This window comes from Mycolicibacterium grossiae, assembly GCF_008329645.1.
GTDB classification, from domain to species: Bacteria; Actinomycetota; Actinomycetes; order Mycobacteriales; family Mycobacteriaceae; genus Mycobacterium; species Mycobacterium grossiae.
On the sequence record NZ_CP043474.1, the window covers coordinates 1791142 to 1811729 of the forward strand.

General features: G+C 69.8%; 20 protein-coding genes and 1 tRNA gene. 10 read left to right on the forward strand and 11 right to left on the reverse strand.

All coding sequences use genetic code 11. The features are described 5' to 3' along the window. On the forward strand, positions 1-411 hold the full coding sequence (locus FZ046_RS08585) for a hypothetical protein (RefSeq protein WP_070354885.1): 411 nt from the start codon (positions 1-3) through the stop codon (positions 409-411). On the opposite strand, the gene FZ046_RS08590 is transcribed toward FZ046_RS08585, so the two are convergent. The 8 genes from FZ046_RS08590 to FZ046_RS08625 form a co-directional block, all read right to left on the reverse strand. After that, positions 412-1443 carry an ABC transporter ATP-binding protein gene (locus FZ046_RS08590; protein WP_070354886.1) on the reverse strand — a complete coding sequence of 344 codons (1032 nt, stop codon included), beginning with the start codon at positions 1441-1443 and terminating at the stop codon, positions 412-414. It lies immediately after the preceding gene. Continuing rightward, a complete protein-coding gene (locus tag FZ046_RS08595) occupies positions 1440-2441 on the reverse strand; it encodes an ABC transporter ATP-binding protein (RefSeq protein WP_246182943.1) in 1002 nt (333 codons plus the stop codon). Before FZ046_RS08595 ends, FZ046_RS08590 begins: the two co-directional genes overlap by 4 nt. After that, positions 2438-3400, reverse strand: coding sequence for an ABC transporter permease (locus tag FZ046_RS08600; RefSeq protein WP_070354887.1), 963 nt, complete (start codon positions 3398-3400; stop codon positions 2438-2440). Before FZ046_RS08600 ends, FZ046_RS08595 begins: the two co-directional genes overlap by 4 nt. Continuing rightward, positions 3400-4380 carry an ABC transporter permease gene (locus tag FZ046_RS08605; RefSeq protein WP_070354906.1) on the reverse strand — a complete coding sequence of 327 codons (981 nt, stop codon included), beginning with the start codon at positions 4378-4380 and terminating at the stop codon, positions 3400-3402. The genes FZ046_RS08600 and FZ046_RS08605 overlap by 1 nt, the downstream gene beginning before the upstream one ends. Positions 4381-4436: 56 nt before the next feature. Next, positions 4437-6080: an ABC transporter substrate-binding protein gene (locus FZ046_RS08610; RefSeq protein ID WP_407664453.1), complete on the reverse strand. Its 1644-nt coding sequence runs from the start codon at positions 6078-6080 to the stop codon at positions 4437-4439. Between the two features lie 151 nt (positions 6081-6231). Next, positions 6232-7299: a DNA cytosine methyltransferase gene (locus tag FZ046_RS08615; RefSeq protein ID WP_070354907.1), complete on the reverse strand. Its 1068-nt coding sequence runs from the start codon at positions 7297-7299 to the stop codon at positions 6232-6234. Positions 7300-7355: 56 nt separating this feature from the next. Further along, complete coding sequence (locus tag FZ046_RS08620) at positions 7356-8114, reverse strand: type II restriction endonuclease (protein WP_070354889.1); 759 nt, start codon at positions 8112-8114, stop codon at positions 7356-7358. A 30-nt stretch (positions 8115-8144) separates the two neighbouring features. Further along, entirely contained in the window at positions 8145-9737 is a 1593-nt protein-coding gene (locus FZ046_RS08625) for a diguanylate cyclase (RefSeq protein WP_070354890.1), read from the reverse strand. 755 nt (positions 9738-10492) lie between these two features. Here FZ046_RS08625 and FZ046_RS08630 point away from each other — a divergent pair. The 9 genes from FZ046_RS08630 (at position 10493) to FZ046_RS08670 (ending at position 18704) form a co-directional block, all read left to right on the forward strand. Beyond that, complete coding sequence (locus FZ046_RS08630; RefSeq protein ID WP_070354891.1) at positions 10493-11320, forward strand: hypothetical protein; 828 nt, start codon at positions 10493-10495, stop codon at positions 11318-11320. 123 nt (positions 11321-11443) lie between these two features. After that, the gene (locus FZ046_RS08635; protein WP_070354892.1) at positions 11444-12115 is read left to right on the forward strand and encodes a VldE C-terminal domain-containing protein; all 672 of its coding nucleotides are present in this window, start codon (positions 11444-11446) and stop codon (positions 12113-12115) included. Positions 12116-12135: 20 nt separating this feature from the next. Further along, positions 12136-13455 carry a carboxylesterase family protein gene (locus FZ046_RS08640; protein WP_070354893.1) on the forward strand — a complete coding sequence of 440 codons (1320 nt, stop codon included), beginning with the start codon at positions 12136-12138 and terminating at the stop codon, positions 13453-13455. Positions 13456-13542: 87 nt separating this feature from the next. Next, complete coding sequence (locus tag FZ046_RS08645) at positions 13543-14421, forward strand: glycoside hydrolase family 26 protein (RefSeq protein ID WP_070354894.1); 879 nt, start codon at positions 13543-13545, stop codon at positions 14419-14421. Next, positions 14418-15650 (forward strand): GAF domain-containing SpoIIE family protein phosphatase, encoded by a 1233-nt coding sequence (locus tag FZ046_RS08650; RefSeq protein WP_070354895.1) that lies wholly within the window; start codon positions 14418-14420, stop codon positions 15648-15650. The genes FZ046_RS08645 and FZ046_RS08650 overlap by 4 nt, the downstream gene beginning before the upstream one ends. Before the next feature lie 53 nt (positions 15651-15703). Continuing rightward, the gene (locus tag FZ046_RS08655; protein WP_070354908.1) at positions 15704-17626 is read left to right on the forward strand and encodes a glycosyltransferase; all 1923 of its coding nucleotides are present in this window, start codon (positions 15704-15706) and stop codon (positions 17624-17626) included. Continuing rightward, positions 17626-17967 (forward strand): STAS domain-containing protein, encoded by a 342-nt coding sequence (locus FZ046_RS08660; RefSeq protein WP_070354896.1) that lies wholly within the window; start codon positions 17626-17628, stop codon positions 17965-17967. Before FZ046_RS08655 ends, FZ046_RS08660 begins: the two co-directional genes overlap by 1 nt. After that, the gene (locus FZ046_RS08665) at positions 17954-18367 is read left to right on the forward strand and encodes an ATP-binding protein (protein WP_070354897.1); all 414 of its coding nucleotides are present in this window, start codon (positions 17954-17956) and stop codon (positions 18365-18367) included. The genes FZ046_RS08660 and FZ046_RS08665 overlap by 14 nt, the downstream gene beginning before the upstream one ends. A gap of 139 nt (positions 18368-18506) precedes the next feature. Continuing rightward, positions 18507-18704: an excalibur calcium-binding domain-containing protein gene (locus FZ046_RS08670; protein ID WP_070354898.1), complete on the forward strand. Its 198-nt coding sequence runs from the start codon at positions 18507-18509 to the stop codon at positions 18702-18704. A gap of 3 nt (positions 18705-18707) precedes the next feature. Here FZ046_RS08670 and FZ046_RS08675 read toward each other — a convergent pair whose 3' ends face one another. From FZ046_RS08675 to FZ046_RS08685, 3 genes are all read right to left on the reverse strand, one after another. Further along, on the reverse strand, positions 18708-19673 hold the full coding sequence (locus FZ046_RS08675; protein WP_070354909.1) for an NAD-dependent epimerase/dehydratase family protein: 966 nt from the start codon (positions 19671-19673) through the stop codon (positions 18708-18710). A gap of 127 nt (positions 19674-19800) precedes the next feature. Next, positions 19801-20076, reverse strand: coding sequence for a WGxxGxxG family protein (locus tag FZ046_RS08680; RefSeq protein ID WP_070354899.1), 276 nt, complete (start codon positions 20074-20076; stop codon positions 19801-19803). Positions 20077-20445: 369 nt separating this feature from the next. Beyond that, positions 20446-20519: transfer RNA gene (locus FZ046_RS08685), tRNA-Gly, on the reverse strand. Between the last annotated feature and the right edge of the window lie 69 nt (positions 20520-20588).

Genomic DNA, 20588 nt, shown 5'->3' on the forward strand with positions numbered 1-20588 from the left:
ATGCGCTGTCGTGCAACGGTACTGGCCGGTGCGGCCTTCGCCGGCCTGGTCCTGGGGACGAGCAGTGTCGCCCACGCATCGGCGCCGACGGTGACGGGGCAGAAGTACTCCGACGCCCAGTCCGCGATCAGCGGCGCCGGGATGAAGGCCGTCGTCTCCACGACGGTGGGCGACCAGAAGGCCTGGCCGGACTGCCTGGTGTCCAATCAGCAGGTGCGCCAGGTCGCCCCGCCGGAGAACAGCGCGGGATCGACCACCAACGAGGTCGTGGTGTCGCTCGACTGCGACGCCGACGCGGCCTCGGCGACCAAGCCCGGATACTCCGCCGCGAGCACCGAGGGGCGCGCGATCGCCGCCGAGGCGGCGAAGCAGAAGGCCCAGGAGAAAACGAAGGCCGCCACGTCGGGTTGATCAGACCGGTTCCAGCTCGAATCGTGGATGATGACACGCCGCAACGTGATTCGGGAGCAGCTCGGCCAGTCGCGGATCGTCGGTGCGGCACACGTCGGTCGCCCACGGGCACCGGGTGTGGAAGTGACAACCCGACGGCGGGTCGATCGGGCTCGGCACGTCCCCCTCGAGCACCAGGCGCTCGCGCTGAGCGTTCAATCGGGGATCGGGCACGGGCACCGCGGACAGCAGGGCGTTCGAGTAGGGGTGCAGCGGCCGCTGGTACAGGGCATGCGCGTCGGTCATCTCGACGATCCGGCCGAGGTACATCACCGCGACGCGGTCGGACACGTGGCGTACGACACCGAGGTCGTGCGCCACGAAGAGGTAGGCCAAGCCCAATTCGTCCTGCAGATCCTCGAGCAGGTTGATGATCTGTGCCTGCACCGAGACGTCGAGCGCCGACACCGGCTCGTCGGCGATGATCAGCTTCGGCCGCAGCCCCAGCGCCCGCGCGATCCCGATGCGCTGACGCTGACCGCCGGAGAACTCGTGCGGATAGCGCTCGGCGTGTTCGGGCTGCAACCCGACGCGGTCGAGCAGGTCGCGCACGCGCACCGTGACGTCGCGACCGGAGGCCAGGCCGTGCAGTTCGATGGGCTCGCCGATGATCTGTCCGATCCGCTTGCGTGGGTTCAGCGAGGCGTAGGGATCCTGGAAGATCATCTGCATCTGGCGGCGCAGCGGCCGCAGCGCACGACGCGAGCGGCCGACGAGTTCCTGCCCCTCGAACCGCACCGAACCCGACGTCGGCGCGGTCAGCTGCAGGATCGTGCGGCTCAACGTCGACTTGCCGCAACCGGATTCACCGACCAGCCCCAGCGTCTCGCCGGCCCGGATGGTCAGGCTGACGCCGTCGACGGCCTTGACCCGGCCGACTTCGCGGTCGACGACCAGACCCGACTTGATCGGGAAGTGCTTGACCAGGTCCGTGACCTCCAGCAGCGGCTCGCCACCTCCGGTCGCGCCCGTGCCCGTCCCACTCGTCGTCACAGCGCGACCGCCTTCCGCAGCCCGATCCGTCCGTCCACCATGCGCAACCGTCGCTTGTCCTCCAGCGGGAGCCAGCACCGGTCGCCGTTCAGCGGCGGCGGCTCGGAACACCGGTCGAACTGGTGCGGGCACCGCGCGGCGAACCGGCAGCCGGTCGGCGGCGACAGCAGCGACGGCGGCTGCCCGGCGATCTGCGCGAGGCGGGCCGGGCGGTCCTCGTCGAGCCGGGCGATCGAGCCGAGCAGTCCCCACGTGTAGGGGTGCCGCGGATCGTAGAAGGCGCCTTCGAGCGTCGTGTCCTCGACGATCTGCCCGGCGTACATCACCGCCACCCGGTCGGCGATCTCGGCCACCACGCCGAGGTCGTGGGTGATGAGCACGACGGCCAGGCCCCGTTCGGCGTTCAACCGGGCCAGCAGCCGCAGGATCTGCGCCTGCACGGTGACGTCGAGGGCGGTGGTCGGCTCGTCGGCGATGAGCACGTCCGGGTCGAGTGCCAGCGCCATCGCGATCATCACGCGCTGGCGCATGCCGCCGGAGAACTCGTGCGGATAGTGTGCGGCACGCCGATCGGGGTTGGGGATGCCGACGGCGGTCAGCAGTTCGATCGCCCGCTCGCGCGCCTCGCGTCGGGAGACGTCGCGGTGCGCGCGGATCATTTCCACGATCTGGTCGCCGACGCGGTACACCGGATTGAGCGACGTCATCGGATCCTGGAAGATCATCGCGATCCGCTCACCGCGCACCTGCCGCAGAGCGGCGTCGTCGAGCGCGTTCAGGTCGCGGCCGTCGAAGCGCACCGTGCCGGTGATCGTCGCGTTGGGCGCGCGGGTGAGTCCCAGGACCGTCTGTGCGGTGACGCTCTTGCCCGAGCCGGATTCGCCGACCACGGCCAGGATCTCGCCCGCGGCGAGGTCGAACGACACCCCGTCGACGGCGCGCACGACACCGCCGTCGGTGGCGAAGGAGACCCGGAGGTCTTCGACGGAGAGAATCACGATGCGGCCGCCTCTCCGAGTCGGATGCGTGGGTCGAGAAACGCGTACAGGATGTCGACGACGCCGTTGAACAGCACGATGAAGAACGCGCCGAACATCGTCACGCCCATCAGCGGCGGCAGGTCGAGGCTGCCGATCGCCCGGCCGGCGTAGAGCCCGACGCCGTTGATGTTGAACACCGTCTCGGTGAGGATCGCCCCGCCGCCGACGACGGCGCCGAAGTCGAGGCCGAACAGCGTGACGATCGGAATCATGGAATTGCGCAGCACGTGTCGGATGCGCACCTGCCGCTCCGCGATCCCCTTGGCCCGCGCGGTGCGCACGTAGTCCTCGTTCATCACGTCGAGCATGTTCGAACGCAGCACCCGGCTGTAGAAGCCGACGTAGAGCACCGCGAGCGTGAGCCACGGCAGGATGAGGTGCGTGAACCAGCGGAGCGGGTCGTCGGTCAACGGGACGTAGCTGCTCGTGGCAAACAACTCCACCTTGAAGGTGAAGAAGTACAGCAGGATCGCCGCCAGCCAGAACACCGGCATCGAGATGCCCACCAACGACAGGATGGTCAGCGCGCGATCGGTGAATCTTCCGGCGTGGATGGCGCTGGTGTAGCCGAACACCACCGCCAGCACCATCCACAGCACCGCCGCTCCGATCGTCAGCGACAGCGTCGCGGGCAGCCCGCGCCAGATCTGATCGGTGACGTTCTGCGCGCTGGCGTACGACGTCAGCTGACCGGTGAAGATCTTCCGCATCAGCGTCAGGTACTGCACCGGCAGTGGCTGGTCGAGACCGAGATCCGCGCTGACCCGGGCGATCAGCTCGGGGTTGGCGTTCTTGCCGGCGATGCGGATCGCCGGGTTCGAGTTCGGGATCACGTTGAAGATGAGGAACACGATCACCGAGATGGCGAACAGCACGGCGACCATCCCGGTCACGCGCCGGGCGATGAAGCGCAGCATCAGTGCTCCAACCGGATCTTGGCACGCGGATCCAGTGCGTCACGAAGGCCGTCACCGAACACGTTGAGCGACAACACCGTCAGCACGATCATCAGGCCGGGGATGATCGTCAGGTGCGGCGCGGTGTAAATGGTCTGGTAGCCGTCGGCGATCATCGTGCCCCAGGACGCACCCGGCGGCCGCACCCCGGCACCCAGGAAGCTCAGCGCCGATTCGAGCAGCATGTCGTTCGCGATGTTGAGCGTGAAGAACACGATGATCGTCGACACCACGTTGGGCAGCAGCTCGGTGACCATGATCCGCAGCGGCCCCTTGCCCTGGGCGACGGCCGCCTCCACGAACTCCTTCTCCCGCAGCGCCAGGATCTCGCCGCGGATCGGCCGCGCCATGTAGGGCACGTAGACCATGCCGATGATGAGGATGGGGATCCACACCGAATCACCGGCGAGCGTGACGAATCCGAGGCTGAGCCCGCCGACGGCGAGCGCCGTACCCAGCGCGATGCCGAGCAGCAGCACGGGGAACGCCCACACGACGTCCATCACCCGAGACAGCACCGCGTCGATCCACCCGCGGTAGAAGCCGCACAGCAGGCCGACCACGACGGCGACCACTGTCGTGATGGCGGCCGCCGCCACCCCGATGAAGATCGACGTGCGCCCGCCGTAGAGCAACCGGACCATGACGTCGCGACCGTTCTGGTCGGCCCCGAGCAGGTACTGGCCGCGCAGGCCGGGACCGATGGGCGTGCCGTCCGGCGACACCACGTCGACCGATGCGCCGTCGACGGAGATCGTGTCGGTGATGTGGTTGGCGTCGGGCGTGGTGTGCGCGACGCGGTCGGCCCACAGCGGCGCCGCCAGGCACGCCAGCACGATGACGACGAACAGCAGTCCGAACGCGAGCGCGGTCTTGTTGCGGCGCAACCGGACCCATGCGAGGTACCAGGGGCTGCGCCCCCGGATCTCGGCAGACGACATCCCGGTGGGTAGTGGCGGCTCGTCCGGCACCTCCACCTCGGTGAACGGCGCGGCCATTACTTCAGCGCGAAGGAGCTGAAGTCCTGGCTGAACAGCAGATGTCGATAGCTCTTGTCGAAGTCCATCCGCTCGGACAGGAAGGTCGTGTACTGCTCGTTGCCGTACGGCGCCCACACGGCCTGCTCCATGTAGGAGCGGTCGAGCGCGGCGTAGCCGTCCTTGACGCCCGGGTCCTCGAGCTGCTTGGTGCGCAGCTCGTTCATGCGCGCATCGAGGTCGGGCAGGCTCGCGCGAGAGTAGTTGTTGCCGTTGGTCGGCAGGATGCTCGCACCGTTGAGCAGCGGCCGGAAGAAGTCGTCCGGATGCGGGAAGTCCTGGAACCAGTCGCCGAACCCGGTGTCGAGGTCGGGCGTGGACTGGTTGCCGATCGTGGCCCAGTAGACGTCACCGGAGATGACCTTGAGCGTCGCGTTGAAGCCGAGCTGGCTCAGCACGTCGTGGTAGTACTCGCCGATCCGCTTGCGGTCGGGCTCGTCGTCGGTCCACACGGTGATGTCGCGGTCGGCCGGATTCGCTTCGGCGATCAGCTGCTTGGCCTTGCCGAGGTCGGGGCCGGGATACAGGGTGAAGTCCTGGTGGCCGGGCATCCCGGGCGGCAGGATCTGCTGCGACGGGTGCAACCGCCCGCCGAACACGCGGTTGAGGGCCTCCGGGTCGATCGCGTAGTTCACGGCCTGACGCACCTTGAGGTCGTTGAACGGCGCGGTCTGGGTGTTCATCCAGAAGTAGTAGGTGTTGATTGAGTCCTCCATGCGGAATCGACTGGCGTAGCGCGACTTCACCTCCGCGAGACGGTCCGCGTCGGGCGGGTCGGACATGTAGTCGACGCGGTTCTGCTCGATGTCGGTCACCTGCGCGGTGTTGCTCTTGTTCTGCGTGATGGTGATCTTGTCGACCGACGCGTCGGCGACTTCGTCGGCTCCGGCGTCGCGGACCGAGGAGAAGTTCGGGTTGCGTTCCATGGTCATGGTCTGGGGCGCCTGGACCTGGGAGATCATGAAGGGCCCGCTGGCGGGCGGCGGATCGTTGGTCGCGTCCTTGTCCAGCGGCGTCGACGGCGGGACCGGCGCCGCGAACGGGAGGCCCAGCACGTTGTCGAAGGTGCCGTTGGCCTCGGTCAGCGTGATGGTGATGTCACCGGTCGCGTCGTTGGTGGCGATGCCGCTGATGGTGTCGGCCTTGCCCTCCGCGTAGTCGGTGGCGCCCACGATGGGCTCGTAGAAGACCGAACCGCCCGAATTAGCCTTGAACAGACGTTGAATCGCGTAGGTGAAGTCCGACGCCTTGATGGGCGTGCCGTCGGAGTACTTCATGTTCGACCGCAGCTTCAGCTTGTAGATCTTGCCGTCCGGCGACACCTCGGGCATGTCCTGCGCGAGGCCCGGCACCACCTGGGTGCCGTCCTCGCCCTTGGCGTGCCGATAGGTGAGCAGGGGGACGTAGACGTTGTAGAGCGTCTCCCAGCCCTCGACGGTGTAGGACAGCTGCGGATCCACGTAGTCGGGGAACGACGTCATGGTGACGGTGATGTCGCCACCCCCGCCACCACTGCCGCCCGACCCGCCGGAGTCGCCGCCGCAGGCGGCGACCCCCAGCGTCAGCGTGGCGACGCACGCGACGGTGGAAATCCGTCGAAGCATGCCCATTCGAGCCTCCTCGTGATTGACCGGTGGCTGTCCGGTCGATGTCCTCACATGAAACGCCCCGTGGCGTGTCCGCATTGCATCTTTTCCGAAAAACGGCGTATGGCAAGTCGAACGGTCCGGAACGACCCCGGCTCCGTCGGAAGAATCAGGCGCGCAGCGAACGTTTGACGGAAACGAAAATTCGCTCCGCCAACCGGGGCGGGACCGAGTTGCCCAACTGGGCCTGGACGCTGGCGCGGCTACCCACGAGTTCGAACTCGTCGGGGAACGTGAACAGCCGCTTCACCTCCGCGACGCGGAGCCGGCGATTGCTCCAGTGGAAGGGGCCGACGTTGGGTCCGGGCTGGGCCTGAATGGTGGGTGAGGGCTTCTCGGGGTCGAGTTTGAGCAAAAACGACCAGTACCGACTGCGCCACGCGAATTTGGGTTCGGGATGGCCGCGTTCGGCGGTGTAGTGGAGGTAGTTCCCGCCCGGCGGGATGTCGGGCAGCAGCGCCGCGTACTGTCCGCGGAGCACCTCCTCGGGCTCCGGATCGCACACCAGGCCGGCGAGCGCTTCCCCGGCGGTGACGAACGGACGCTCGGCGTTGCCGGTGGTACGGCGCTCCCAGCTGCCGCCGTGCGTGGGCTCGGGCAACTCGGGGACGGGGCTGCCCTTCGGGGCGCCGACGATGAACAGGCGCGGACGGGCCTGCGGCACACCGAAATTCGCCGCGTGCAGCACGTCCATGCGGTACGCGTAGCCGGCCTCGTCGATCTCGCGCAGCAGACGCAGCAGTGCCGGTCGGCTGGCGCGGTTGTCGTAGGTGAGGGCGTAGACGTTCTCGAGGACGAACCTGCGTGGCCTGGCTTCGCGCAACACCCGGGTGTATTCCTGCAGCAGCGAGGCGTCGGGATCCAGTCCCGAGCGCTTCCACTCCAGCCAGAACCCGCTCTTCGAGAACGGCGTGCACGGGGGTCCGCCCAGGAGCAGGTCCGGGCGCTGACCCGTGCGCAGCCCGGCGGCGCGCAGGATCTCCGCGGTGCTGGTCTCCAGGATGTCCTTCTGGATGACCGGGGAGGCGAGCGTCGCGAAGTTCTTCTCCATGGTGAGCGCGGCGTCGCGGTTGCGTTCGACCGCTGCCCGGACGTCGAAGCCGGCTGCCTCCGCACCGAGATCGAGACCGCCGGCGCCGGAGAACAGCGAGATCGCCGTTCCCTTGCTGCTCGCCATGGCGAAGAGCATCCCACGACCGACCGACGAAAACCGGTCAAGACCGCGGCGCGGGCCTACCGGTCGAGTTCCTTGGCGAGCAGCAGCTCGACGGCGCGGGCGGTCTTGAACGGGTAGCGCCGCCAGTAGGAGTAGAAGTCGGCCTCGGTGTCGAACTCGCCGCGCCCGGCGCGCAGATCGTCGATCTTGTCGACGGCGCCGATGTACTCGCGGGTAGTCGACGAGCGGTGCCTGCTGGCGATGCGCCAGGGCTGCTGCACGATCAGCTCGAGGTCGGCGACCCGCCCCGGTGCGGTCTCGTCGAGGGTGTAGATGCCCAGCACGTCGAGGTGCGAGGCGTATTCGGCGAACGGCCGCATGACGCCGGGGAACGAGATCTTCGGGTGCCGGAAGTAGGTGTTGCCGGTGTAGAGCGTGATGCGGCTCTGCGTGCGGGGGAGCGGGTTGCCGCGCGCGCCGACGGCACGGCGGGCCACCTTGATGTCCACGGCGTGGAAGCCGCCGCCGAACGCCTCGCCGCCGAACTCGACGTCGGGGTAGCCGCGTTCGGTGCCGCGCGCCGCGGTGGCGCCGGGAAGGTCGGCGGCGCGGTCCATCAGGAAGCTGACGATGCCGACCTCCAGCACGTTGGCCAGCGCCGCGGGCTCCTTGGGCAGCGGCAGGATGTGGCCGCCGGCCACCAGCTGGGCCAGCAGGTCCTCGGCGTCGGCGGCGACCAGCGGCCACGCGTGGTCCCCGCGGCTGCGGAACACCCCGCCCAGGCCCCAGCCGTAGTCGGCGCACTGGTCGCGGAGCCACTGCTCGACGTCGGTCATCGCCAGGCAGCTTGCCAGATGCGCGGCGGGTCAGTGTTCGTGGAACACGCTGACCTGCCTGCCGGTGGCCTTGGCGGCGTACATGGCGACGTCGGCGTCGCGCAGCAGTTCTGCGGCGCCGCGGTCGTCGTGCGGGTCGGTGTCGATGACGCCGATGCTGGCTCCGAGGCGCAACATGCCGCCGGTCAGCGTGATGGGTTCGGTGAGCACGCGGCGGATGCGCTCCACCAGCCGGTCGACTGCGCCGTCGCGCAGCTCGCCGATGAGCAGGGCCACGAACTCGTCGCCGGCGAGCCTGCCGACGATGTCGTCCTCGCGGACCGCGGTGCACAGCCGCCGCGCGATCTCCTTCAGCACGACGTCGCCGACGTCGTGGCCGTGGGTGTCGTTGACGGTCTTGAGGTCGTCGATGTCGATGAACAGCACGGCGCGCAGCAGGCCGGCATCACGGTGCAGCGCGTCGATGGTGGCCATGATGTGGGCGCGGTTGGGCAGGCCGGTGAGCGCGTCGTGCGCGGCCTGGAACGCGAGCCGGTCGGTGGCCTCTCGTTGGGCGGTGATGTCGGTGAACGACACCAGCGCCGGAGAGGTGTCGCGGGCGTCGGGGTGCAGCAGCTGGCAGCTCGCCGACACCCAGACCTTCCGTCCGTCGGGGCGGTCGAGGCCGAAGATGCGGTTGAGCGTGGGCAGACCGGTGGCGAAGGTCCGCGCCACCGGCCGCTGCGCGAGCTGCAGCAGACCGCCGTCGGCGTCGTAGACCGTCAGCCCGCGCAGTGTCTCGCCGTGGTCGACGTCGTCGTCGGAGAGCCCGAGGATGCGGCATGCCGATGGGTTGATGGTGAGCACCCAGCCGTTGCGGTCGACCACCACCACGCCTTCCTGCAGCGCGTTGACGACGGTGCGCAGATTGCGCGTGGCGCGGCTCAGCGCCGTCTCGTCGGCACAGACCAGGACGTACCCGTTGTCGTACGACGCGGCGGTGACGCGCACGGCGCGCGGGGTGCCGTCCAGGGCGTAGTGGGTGGCGTGCACGGCGTCGTCCCCGGCGGCGATCGCTGCCACGTCGACGCGGGCGCCGACGGCGACGTCGAGGGGTTGGGCCAGCGCGCGGTGCGCCGGACGCCGGTAGATGCGCTCGGCCGCCGGGTTCCAGCTCGTCACCATGCCGGCGGGGGTGACCGAGACGACGGCGTCGGCCGCGTGGTCGACCAGTGCGGCCCGGTGTGCCAGGGCGTCGTGGGTGGCGCGCCGTTCGGTGAGGTCGCGCAGGATCAGCTGGTACGCCGCCGCGCCACCCCAGGTGGTGAGGGTCGACAGCGCCTCCACGTCGACCTCACTGCCGTCGATGCGGACGACCGTCGCGCGGACGGGTGCGGCCACGTCCCCGGGGCGGCGCAACGGCGCGGTGCCCGCGAGGACCGCGGCGATCGACCGCGGGTGCAGCAGGCGCGACACTGCGTGGCCGATGACCTCCTGCCGGGTGCGCGCGCCCAACCAGCGGGTGGCGACGGCGTTGACGAAGACCACGGTCCCGTCCTGGTGGATGCAGATCGCGTCGGGGCCATGGTCGAGCACCTGGGCGAGCGCGTTGCCATGGATCGACGATTCGCCCGTGACCTCCACGCCGGGGCGCGCCGGCGCTGGAGGCGGCGGTGCCGGCGGCAGCCGCCGGCCGTTGTGGTGGCCGTTGCGATGGCCTTGCGGAAGGCCATCGTGGAGGTCCCGAGGACGGTCCTGCGGAAGTCCGCGTGAGGGACCGTTTCGACGAGGTGGTCCCGGGCCGACGTCGTTGAGGGTGGCGTCGATGGGGACGGGACCCGTGCTGGGGTCCTCGTCCCCGACGAAACGTTCGCGGTGTCTCATCGGCACCCGAACCGCGCAGTCACCATTCCATCCCCGACACCCCGGCGCGCCGCCCACGTCGCCTCGATCTTTGCTACGAAGGCGCGCGCACCGAGCCCAAAAGTTTGCCCATTGTTCGAAAGTGTGCGGTCGAAGCACTCACCCTACCCGACTGACGCAGCGCAGAGGCATAGATGCATGCCGACACTCGCGCCGCCGAGAATTAGCGTGGCCGTCGTTTCTTCGCCAGTACTACGCGTGCTGGGTCGGTGACCGTTGGCTTCTCCGGCGCAGACGTCCTCGCCAAGTTCCCTGCGAAGGGTCCGTCGCTGAGCGAGGCGGCGTCTCGCGCGTCCGTGCAGCCCACGGCCCCGCCAGCCGTGTCATCACTACCCCACATGCGTTGCTGAAACGTTACCCACGCGCGGAAGAACCTGCTCCTCGGCTAGAAATACTAAAAGTATGGTATAGCTATGGAGTCGGACGTCGGGTACGAATCCGTAGCCCACTGGAGCCCGCGTCGCGAGAGGAGACCCGTGTCGATCACGGATGTCGCACCGGCACGGACGGCGTTCGCCGCCGTCACCCGCATCGCCCTGTGGGACTCCCTCGCGGAGTGCTCGATGGTGATGGCCACCCCCTCCGCCGAACCCGAGTTGTTCGCGAAGTACCACCGCGGCGCGGTCGCCAGCTACGCCCGATTCGGCGTCTCGGACGCCGTCGATCCCGACCCGGCCGGCTGTGCGGCCGACACGGCCCTGTTCTGGGCGCTCACCGACATCGAGGGCACGGTGGTGGGCGGGGTACGCGCCAAGGGGCCGCTGCGGTCCCCCGACGAGGCGCACGCGACCGTGGAGTGGGCCGGTCAGCCGGGCGAGGCGCAGGTGCGGGCGATGCTGGCCGAGCGCATCCCCGACGGGGTGCTCGAGATCAAGACGGCCTGGCTGGCCAAGAACTCCGCGACCGGGCGGCACCGCACGAAGATGATCGCGCGCTGCATGTTCCACGCCATGGCCGTCTCGAACGTCCAGTCCTGCATGGCGACGTCGGCGGCGCACATCCTCGACCAGTGGGGATCCTCCGGCGGTGTCATCGCGCCGATCCCGCCGACGCCGTACCCGGACGAGCGCTACGAGACCGCGATGATGTGGTGGGACCGGTCGACCTTCGCCCAGCACGCCGAGCCCGACCAGGTGGAGGCCGTCGTGCGCGAGATGGCGCAACTCCGCCGCGCGGTGGCGCCCGACCGGTCCACCCGCTGGCGCGACCTCCTGGTGCGCTCGCCGCGGCCGCGAGTGCGGTCGACCCGCAATACTCGGCCGGCCCCCGTCGAGACGGCTGCTCCTGACGTGGTCTCCGTGTGACCTGCGCAAACCGTTGCGCCACGATCCTGAGTCCGGCTAAGATCACGGTTCCGTAACGAGAAGCGCACGGTCCGATCTCGGGAGTCGCCCGCCGGCACCCGACCCGAACGTCAGGTGTCTGCGATGGGGCGACACGCCATGGCCAGCAAGCGGCGCACGTCGTCGGTGGTCGCCGCCGCCGTCCTGGGACCCGTCGCGGTCTTCCTCGCCTCCGCCGGTGACGTCCACCCGCGGCCACCCGAGATGGTTCGGGCGGCGCCGCCGCCCGTCGATCCCACGCCGTGCTGCTTGGAGGTCGTGGCGGCCGAACAGCCCGCGGCCCCGGACGCCGTCGTCCCGGTCGCGAACGTGACGACGCAGGCCGGCCAGGTGGTGGCCGCATCGCGCTGGCGGGTCGCGGTCAAACCTCCCGAGCTGCTCCCGGCCGGCGACGCGCCCGAGAGCGGTCTGCAGGTGCGAACCATCCTCGCGGCGCGGGCGATCAGCGCGGCCTTCCCTGAGATCACCGACATCGGTGGCGTGCGCGCCGACCCCCTGCCCTGGCATCCCAATGGGCTGGCGTTGGACGTGACGATCCCGAATCCCGGCTCGCCGTCGGGCATCGCCCTGGGGAACGAGATCGTCCGGTTCGTGATCAAGAACGCGAAGCGCTTCGGCATGCAGGACGCGATCTGGCGTGGCGTCTACTACACGCCCGGCGGACCGTCGGGTGGCGGCGCGGGCCACTTCGACCACGTGCACGTCACCACCACCGGCGGCGGCTATCCGACCGGCGGGGAGCTGTACTACCGCTGACGCGGTCTAGGTTCGCTGGCGTGGAGATCACGCTGGGCGACGGCCCCATCGACGTCGAGGTACGCGACGGCGTGCTGCGCGCCCGCGGTCTGCCGTACGGCCGGGCCGTGCGATTCGAGGCCGGGCGCCCCGTCGACCCCTGGTCGGCGCCGCGCGACGCCACCCGACCGGGACCGGCGTGCCCGCAGCGGATCGGTCGGCTGGACTTCGTCACCGGACCGGTGCTGCGCGACCTGCGCGTCGACGAGGACTGTCTGGTGCTGTCGGTGACCGCGCCGCAGGACGCCGACCGGCTGCCGGTCATGGTGTGGTTCCACGGCGGCGCGTACGTGGCGGGCGGCGGCGAGTCGGCGAAGTACGACCCGACCCGGCTGGCTCACGACGGTCGCGTCGTGGTGGTCACCGTGACCTACCGGCTGGGCATCTTCGGCTACCTGGCGCCGAACGAGGCCGAGGCCGACGACAACATCGGGCTGCGCGACCAGCTGCTGGCGCTGCAGTGGGTGCAGCGCAACGTCCGTGCCTTCGGCGGTGACCCCGACGACGTGACGGTGTTCGGGCAGTCCGCGGGCGGCGACTCCGTGCTGGCGCTGATGGTGTGCGACGGCGCCGAGGGGCTGTTCCACCGCGCGATCGCGCAGAGCGCCCCGCTTGGGGTGGGCACGGGCACCGCGGAGGTGGCGCGGGGCCGGGCCGACATGGCCGCGGCGATGCAGGCCGCGATGAGCGCGTCGCTCGGCGGAGCGTCGCCCCGCGACGTGGGCGCCGGCCGGCTGCTCGAAGCCGAGGCGGCCGCGGTCGTTGCGGCGCAGCGCTTCTCGACGCTCGGCGGTATGGCGTTCGCGCCGCGGATGGGACGTCGGCCGCTGCCCCGCGCCGACGAGTTGGCGGCGCGCTTCGCCGAGGCAGCGCAGCGGGTCGAGCTGCTGATCGGCTACACGCGCGACGACGGTGCGCCGTTCGTGGCGCTGCAGCCCCGGGTGGCGCGCCTGCGTTCGGACTTCGTGCGGCGCCAGGCGATCCGGGTGGCGCGACGTCCGGTGACGGCGCGCATCTTCGGCCGCGGCGCAGAGGCCTTCGCGGCGGACTGGCGGGCGAACGGCGGTCGGGTGGGCACCTACCGCGTCGACTGGGCCCCGGGCGACACCCCCCTCGGGGCGTGCCACTGCATCGAGCTGCCGCACCTGTTCGGCACGCCGCAGACGTGGGCGGACGCGCCGATGCTCGGCCGCGCGCGCGGGCCCGACGAGGCGCTCGGCGAGCGGATGCGGTCGGCCTGGGCCGCCTTCGCCCACGGCGGGGTGGCGGCCCTGCCTGCGGGGGAGCTGCGGTTCGGGTAGCCGGGACGCGACGCCGCCGAATGCCGAGCGGGGCGGGCGCGGGGTCGGCACAATTGACGGACGCGGTAGGCCGTCGATGGGGAGACGATGACGAACGGGCTGGGGTTCGGCGTCAGCGTTCCGTCGGGTCTGCTCGACGGCCGCGAGTGGCGCGACGTCACGACCGCGGCCGGCCGCCCGCCACGGTGGTCGCTGTTCTTCGTCGACTTCCGGCCCGACGTCCCGCTCGCGCACCTCCAGGCCGCGGCCGACCACGATGCGTTACCGATCCTCACCTGGGAGCCCTGGCACTGGGCGCAGCAGGGCACCTCCGGCCACGTGCCGGTCAGCCTGTCGGCGATCGCGGCGGGACGTCACGACGGACTCCTGCACCGTTGGGCCGACACCCTGCGGAGCTGGGGAAGGCCCGTGCACCTGAGGTTCGCGCACGAGTTCAACGGCCAGTGGTATCCGTGGTCGGCGGCCGGCGGGACCCCCGCGGCGACCTACGTCGACGCCTGGCGCCACGTGCACGCGGTGTTCACCAATCGCGGCGCGGATGCCGTTAGCTGGGTGTGGTCGCCAAACGCCGTGCTCGACGATTCGTCCGACCTCGCGCCGTGGTACCCGGGCGACGAATACGTCGACGTCTTGGGCGTGGACGGCTACAACTGGGGTACTTCACGGGCGTGGACGACGTGGACCGAGCCCGAGGGCGTCTTCGATGCGACGTTTGCGGCGCTGCGTGCACTCGCGCCCGCCAAGCCGATCCTGGTGACGGAGGTCGGCTGTGCCGAAGCGGGCGGGTGCAAGGCCCGGTGGATCGAGAGCTTCGTCCGCTACCTGCAGCGGCAGCCCGACGTCGAAGGGTTCGTCTGGTTCGAGCACGACAAGGAGACCGACTGGCGCATCGCCAGCTCGGAACGAACGGCGCGCGCGCTGCGTGACGTCTGGCCATCGAGGGAGACGGAGGGGGTACGGGCATGACCGTCGAATTGGGGCAGCGGTTCGTGCTTCCCGACGACGTCGAAGACGCGCGCGTCCGATCACTGGAGCAGTTGCAGCTGCTCGACTCGCCGCCGGAGGACCGGTTCGCACGCATCACCCGGATGGCGCGGTGCGTGTTCGGCGTCCCGATGGCCTCGGTCAACCTCATCGACCGCGACCGGCAGTGGTTCAAGCAGGCGGACGGCATGAACCTCGGTCCCGAGACCACCCGCAGCAACTCCGTGTGCCAGGCCACGATCGTGCGCAGCTACGAACGACCGGCGGAGCCCGCCTTGATCCTGGAGGACGCCGCGAAGTCGGAGTTCGCGCAGGTCCCCGGGATCGGCGGCGACGGCGGGATCCGGTTCTACGCCGGCTATCCGCTCTACGGTCCCGGCGAGCACGCCGTCGGGACGTTCTGCATCTACGACACCGAACCGCGCTCACTGTCGGACGGTGAGCTGACGGCGTTCAAGGAGTTGGCGGCCTGGGCGCAGCGGGAGCTGGAGAACTCCGACGACCTCGAGCGCGCGGCCGACATCCAGAAGCAGCTGTTGCCGCGGCCACTCGGCGACCTTCCCGGCTACAGCGTGTGCGCGCTCTGCCTTCCGGCGCACGCGGTCGGCGGCGATTTCTACGACCATTACCGGGTGACTCGCGGTGCGACGTTCACGGTGGCCGACGTCATGGGCAAGGGACTGGGCGCGGCGATCCTCGCCGCCAGTGTGCGTTCCGCCCTGCGCGCCGCGTCCCAGGCGGTGCAGACGGTGGGCGCCGACGCCGACGTCGCCGACGTCGTCGGGGTGGTGGCCGAGCAGTTGGCCGACGACCTGGACAGCACCGGCACCTTCGTCACGCTCTTCCACGCGACGCTCGACGCCGCCGACGGAACGGTCCGCTACGTGGACGCCGGGCATGGCTTCGCCGCGGTCGTCCGTCGGTCGGGAACGGTGGTGCCGCTCGGCGGTACCGACCTGCCGCTCGGAGTGCTGGCGGGGGACGTCTGGACGTCGTCGGAGGTGGTCCTCGAACCGGGCGACACCCTGCTGATCGCTTCGGACGGCGTGCTCGATCTGATCGGCGACGGCAGTGACGTCCGGCCCGCCCTGGCCTTCGCCGCTCGGCACCCCGAACCGGCGGAGCTGTGTGCGCGTGCGCGGGCCATGGTCGGTGAGTGCGCGCCGCTCGACGACGTCACCCTGGTCGCCGTGCGGCGGGAGCCGGCGTGAGCGATCGGCACCGACTCGGCGACGTCTCGCAGGGGCAGTACCCCTCGGTGTGGATGCGCCTGCTCATCATCGCGACCACGCTGTGTGGCCTCAACTACATCGTGTGGCGCTGGTTCGCCTCGGTGAACTGGTCGGCGTGGTGGATCGCGGTGCCGCTGGTGATCGCCGAGACCTACAGCCTCATCGACTCGCAACTGTTCGCGCTGACGATGTGGCGGATGCTCCGCCGGTCACCACCCCCGCCGCCGCCCGAGGACGCCACCGTCGACGTCCTCGTGACGACCTACAACGAACCGATCGAGATGGTGCTCGAGACCGCTGAGGCGGCGCAGCGGATGGCCTGGCCCCACGAGACGTGGATTCTCGACGACGGTGACCGCCGGGAATTGGCCGAGGCGGCCGCCGCCAAGGGGATCGGCTACATCACCCGCTCGGCACAGTGGACCGACAAGCCGCGGCACGCGAAGGCCGGCAATCTCAACAACGCCCTGTTCGAGACGTCCGGGGAGTACATCGTGGTCCTCGATGCGGACCAGGTGCCCGAGCCCGAATTGCTGACGCACACGCTGGGCTACTTCCGCGACCCCCGGATGGCATCGGTGCAGACACCGCAGTACTTCCACAACGTGCCGACGGGAGATCCGCTCGGCAGTCAGGCGCCGCTGTTCTACGGCCCCATCCAGCAGGGCAAGGACGGCTGGAACGCCGCGTACTTCTGCGGGTCGAATGCGGTGTTGCGGCGCGAGGCCCTGATCCAGCTCGGCGTGCGTGGCTACGTGCAGGCCATCGAGGAGGGCGTGAAGCGCACGCTGTACACCGCCCGCAAGATGCTCGACCAGGCCGACGAGCAGGTGGGGACGGAGGCGCCGGAGGTCTCGGCGGCGCTCGACTCCGTGCGTCAGGCGGTACGGGACGCACGACGGCGGATGCGCGATCGAGAACCGTTGGCGGACATCACGTATGAGTTCCAGGCGCGGGTCGACGCGGCGGCGCGGTCGATCGTCGATGCCGACGTGTCGTCCATGCGCGCCGATCTGGAGGCCATCGCGGCGCTCGGTGGGGATCCGGAGACGGTCGCCACCACCGTGATCTTCGACGACGAGGCGTTGCAGACCCTGGCCGGGCGCGAGTGGTCGCCCCTGGGTGCCCTCGAGTCGATCAGCGCGATGATCCGCGCGGTCGACGTGGGGCGCGACGACGAGGCCCAGCCCATGCTGCCGATGGCCACGATCTCGGTCACCGAGGACATGGCGACGTGCATGCGGCTGCACGCGATGGGGTGGCGCTCGGCCTACCACCACGAGATCCTCGCCCGTGGTCTGGCGCCCGACGACGTGCGCACGATGCTGACGCAGCGACTCCGCTGGGCGCAGGGCACGATTCAGGTGATGCTCAAGGAGAACCCGCTGGTGCAGCGGGGCCTCTCGATCGGGCAGCGACTCATGTACTGGGCGACGATGTGGAGTTACCTCGCCGGGTTCGCCGCGCTCGCCTACATCGCGGCGCCGGCCATCTACCTGATCCTCGGCATCATGCCGGTGACGGCCTACAGCTGGGACTTCTTCGGTCGCCTCATCCCGTTCCTGGTGCTCAATCAGCTGATGTTCATCGTGATCAGCCGTGGGACACCCACGTGGCGCGGTCAGCAGTACAGCTTGGCGCTGTTCCCGGTGTGGATTCGCGCGTGCGTCACGGCCTTTCGCAACGTGTACTTCGACCGGCCCCTGGGGTTCGCGGTGACGCCGAAGACGCGCCAGGAGGCGGGCGCCGTGCCGTGGCACCTGATCAAGTGGCAACTGGTCGCCATGGGGGTGCTGGTGGTGGCGTCGGCGATCGGCATCGTCCAGCTGTACTTCGGGGCCATCTCGGTGCTCGGTGTGGGCGTCAACCTGTTCTGGGTGATGTTCGACCTCGTCATCCTCAGCGTGGTCTTTCAGGCGGTGCGCTACCGCGGATTTCAGGACGAAGGAGTGTGATGAGCCAATTCGCCAGTCGGACGACCGGAAACGGTGTGACCGTCGTGCGACCGGAGGGCCGCGTCAACATGGTGGTGGCACCGGCCCTGCGCAAGGAGCTGCACCGGTTGGTCGACGAGGGCAACACGCGGGTGGTGGTGGATCTCAGCGGAACCGACTTCATCGACTCGTCCGGACTCGGGGCGGTGATCTCCGGTTTGAAGGCGGCCCGCCAGGCCGGCGGCGACCTGCGCATCGCGGCACCGACGCGCCAGGTCGTCACCGTGCTGGAGCTGACCAACCTCGATCGCGTGCTGCGGGCCTACGATTCGGCCGACGAGGCGTTCGATGGCGCCACCTGAACCGCCGCTGGTCCTCGAAACGACCACCGGCTCAGACACTCTGGACGACGTGCAGCGACTGCTCGACGAGCTGTGGTCGACCCACGACGTCTCCGACGTGGTGCGGATGCACGTCGACCTCGCGGTCGGGGAGATCGCCGCGAACATCGTCGAACACTCCGGCGCCGGGCGTCCGGTGCACCTACGCATGGCCGCGGAGTGGCTGCCGGATGCGGTTCGGGTGACCTTCCACGACGACGGACACGTGGCGCCGACGGAGGTCGGGTCGTTCGAGCTGCCCGACGCGATGTCCGAGCGCGGGCGTGGCCTGGCCATCGCTCACCGCGTCCTCGACGAGCTGGCCTACCGGCGCGACGGCGACGGGAACCACTGGACGCTGATCCGCCACCGCGACGGGTGACGGGGGGTGTTGGCGACGTCGAGTGTCATGAGTGACGCCGACGATAATTTTCGCTGATTCCACGTACACCGACGTCTTGGCGACGATAAGGTTTGCCCCGCTTCGGGGGAACTACCGTCTCAGTCATTCAGGGATTCGCGTGTTCGTTCGCCTTCTCATCGCCGCTGCCGCCGTCGGGGCCGTCGCGCTCGGCGCCTCGCCCGTCGCCGCGGCCGCGGGTCCGTACAAGAACTGCACCGCGGCGCATCAGGACGGTCGCTGGGACATTCCGCAGGGTGACCCCGACTACTGGTCGGGTGGCGACCGCGACGGTGACGGGATCGCCTGCGAAACCTAGCTCTTAGATCAGTCTCCGCTCGACGAGCCACGCCTCGGTCCGCTGCATGCCGACGGTCAGCGTGGTCGACGGCGCGTACCCGATCAGGTTGCGCGCCCTGGCGATCGAGTACGTGCCGGTGCGGGTGAGGTAGCGGATCGAGGTGACGCTCGCTTCACTGTCGCGGCCAAAGGCCCGGTGGGCGGCGTGGACGACGCGCGCCAGGGACACGGCGACCGGCGTCGGTGCGACCACCGGGCCGCGCCTGCCGAGCATGCGGTAGTAGTGCCCGAAGAACTCCCGGCACGTCACTCCGACGCCGCCGGACAGGGTCAGCACCGCACCGGCGGCGGCATCGGCGGCGATCGCGGCGTGGATGCCCTCGGCGAGGTCGTCGACGAAGACGGGGCTGAACACGCCCCGGCCCATCGCGGGGAGCACGAAGCGGTTGGCCTTGATCATCTCCACCGGCAGCACCGTCCACGGCCGCGACCCGGGCCCGTAGACGTCGCCCGGGCGGACGATGGTGGCGACGACCTCGCCGGCGGCGTGTGCCTGTAGGACCACCTGCTCGGAGGCCACCCGGGTGTCGACGTACGGGTTGCCGTCGGGACGGACCGGATGGCGCTCGTCGACGCCGTCGGGGAATGAGAGGTCGGAGAACACGCGGACCGAGGACAGGTGCAGGAAGCGCGTGCACCGACCGCGGGCAGCGGCGTCGAGGACGTGGCGCGTGCCGAGCACGTTGACCCGCCACGCCTCGTCCAAGGTGGGGTTGTTCGACACCAACGCCGCGGTGTGGACGATCCAGTCGGCCTCGGCGGCCTCCTGCTGCCAGCCCCCCGGTCGGGAGACGTCGCCCGCGACGACGTCGCGTGCCGGGTCGGCGACCACGTCGACGCCACGCGTGTCGTGTCCCCGGCTGCGGAAGCCGGCGTCGAGTGCGCGGCCGATGAAGCCATTGGCACCGGTGATGAAGACGCGTGCCATGGTTCCGTCCTTCGTCGACGTGGCCTCCCCGCTGCTGCGTGGGGCCGTGCGGACGATGGTGCCCGATGGTCCCCCGAACACGCCGACGGCGGCCGGGTCGAGACCCGGCCGCCGTCATGCGTGCGTCCTAGACCCGCGGCGGCACGGTCCCGGTGGCGGGTCCGGCCGGGGCCACGCGGTGGTCGGTGTCCTTGCGGCGCTTCAGCCCCGCGAGGCCGAGCAGGCCCAGTAGGCCGGTGAGGCCCCACAGGCCGGTGTCGTCGCCGTCGTCCTGCGCCTCGTCGGCGGCAACCACGGTGGTCGTGGTCGGCGCGGGCGCGGGCTCGGTGGTGGCATGGGCTACGCCGGCACCGCCGAACAGCAGTGCCAGGGCGGTCGTCCCCATCGCGATCGTCGTGCGCATGTCGTGCTCCTCAGTTGTCGTGTCGTGTGTTGCCCGAGCCGGGTGACCCCGAGCGGTTGCTCACCCCCGAGCTCGAGACGCAGACTTCCCGGCGCATTCCCGGCTAAACGTTCGAAGCCCCGAATCATCGACGCGCGCAACGCATTAGGGCATTTGAAAGCCCATCTCACTATCGCAAATTTCGAACCATCACCCTCGACGGGCGAACAGCTGACGCAGTGCGAAAACTGGCAGGGACTAGCGCGAACGGGGCGGACAGCGCTCGTGACGGTGTTTGCGGAGTCGTAACGCTCCGCCGTAGAAGCTGTGACCAGCGTCACATGCGTGAAGGTCGGATGCGAGCGGCGTCGCGGTGGGCTGTCTGTCGCGTGGAGCCGATGACGGGAATCGAACCCGCGTATTCAGCTTGGGAAGCTGATGTTCTGCCATTGAACTACATCGGCGCTGGTGAGCAGTGAGGGTAGCACCTCGACCACTTCTCCCGTTTCGACCACCTCGAGTACTGACGCAGG

What these genes read in the sequence shown, in the direction of transcription:
- FZ046_RS08585 (WP_070354885.1), top strand. Translation starts at nt 1, where the DNA reads ATGCGCTGTCGTGCAACGGTACTGGCCGGTGCGGCCTTCGCCGGCCTG.
- FZ046_RS08600 (WP_070354887.1), bottom strand. Translation starts at nt 3,400, where the DNA reads ATGCTGCGCTTCATCGCCCGGCGCGTGACCGGGATGGTCGCCGTGCTG.
- FZ046_RS08605 (WP_070354906.1), bottom strand. Translation starts at nt 4,380, where the DNA reads ATGTCGTCTGCCGAGATCCGGGGGCGCAGCCCCTGGTACCTCGCATGG.
- FZ046_RS08610 (WP_407664453.1), bottom strand. Translation starts at nt 6,080, where the DNA reads ATGCTTCGACGGATTTCCACCGTCGCGTGCGTCGCCACGCTGACGCTG.
- FZ046_RS08615 (WP_070354907.1), bottom strand. Translation starts at nt 7,299, where the DNA reads ATGGCGAGCAGCAAGGGAACGGCGATCTCGCTGTTCTCCGGCGCCGGC.
- FZ046_RS08620 (WP_070354889.1), bottom strand. Translation starts at nt 8,114, where the DNA reads ATGACCGACGTCGAGCAGTGGCTCCGCGACCAGTGCGCCGACTACGGC.
- FZ046_RS08635 (WP_070354892.1), top strand. Translation starts at nt 11,444, where the DNA reads ATGGGGCGACACGCCATGGCCAGCAAGCGGCGCACGTCGTCGGTGGTC.
- FZ046_RS08645 (WP_070354894.1), top strand. Translation starts at nt 13,543, where the DNA reads ATGACGAACGGGCTGGGGTTCGGCGTCAGCGTTCCGTCGGGTCTGCTC.
- FZ046_RS08650 (WP_070354895.1), top strand. Translation starts at nt 14,418, where the DNA reads ATGACCGTCGAATTGGGGCAGCGGTTCGTGCTTCCCGACGACGTCGAA.
- FZ046_RS08655 (WP_070354908.1), top strand. Translation starts at nt 15,704, where the DNA reads ATGCGCCTGCTCATCATCGCGACCACGCTGTGTGGCCTCAACTACATC.
- FZ046_RS08660 (WP_070354896.1), top strand. Translation starts at nt 17,626, where the DNA reads ATGAGCCAATTCGCCAGTCGGACGACCGGAAACGGTGTGACCGTCGTG.
- FZ046_RS08665 (WP_070354897.1), top strand. Translation starts at nt 17,954, where the DNA reads ATGGCGCCACCTGAACCGCCGCTGGTCCTCGAAACGACCACCGGCTCA.
- FZ046_RS08675 (WP_070354909.1), bottom strand. Translation starts at nt 19,673, where the DNA reads ATGGCACGCGTCTTCATCACCGGTGCCAATGGCTTCATCGGCCGCGCA.
- FZ046_RS08680 (WP_070354899.1), bottom strand. Translation starts at nt 20,076, where the DNA reads ATGCGCACGACGATCGCGATGGGGACGACCGCCCTGGCACTGCTGTTC.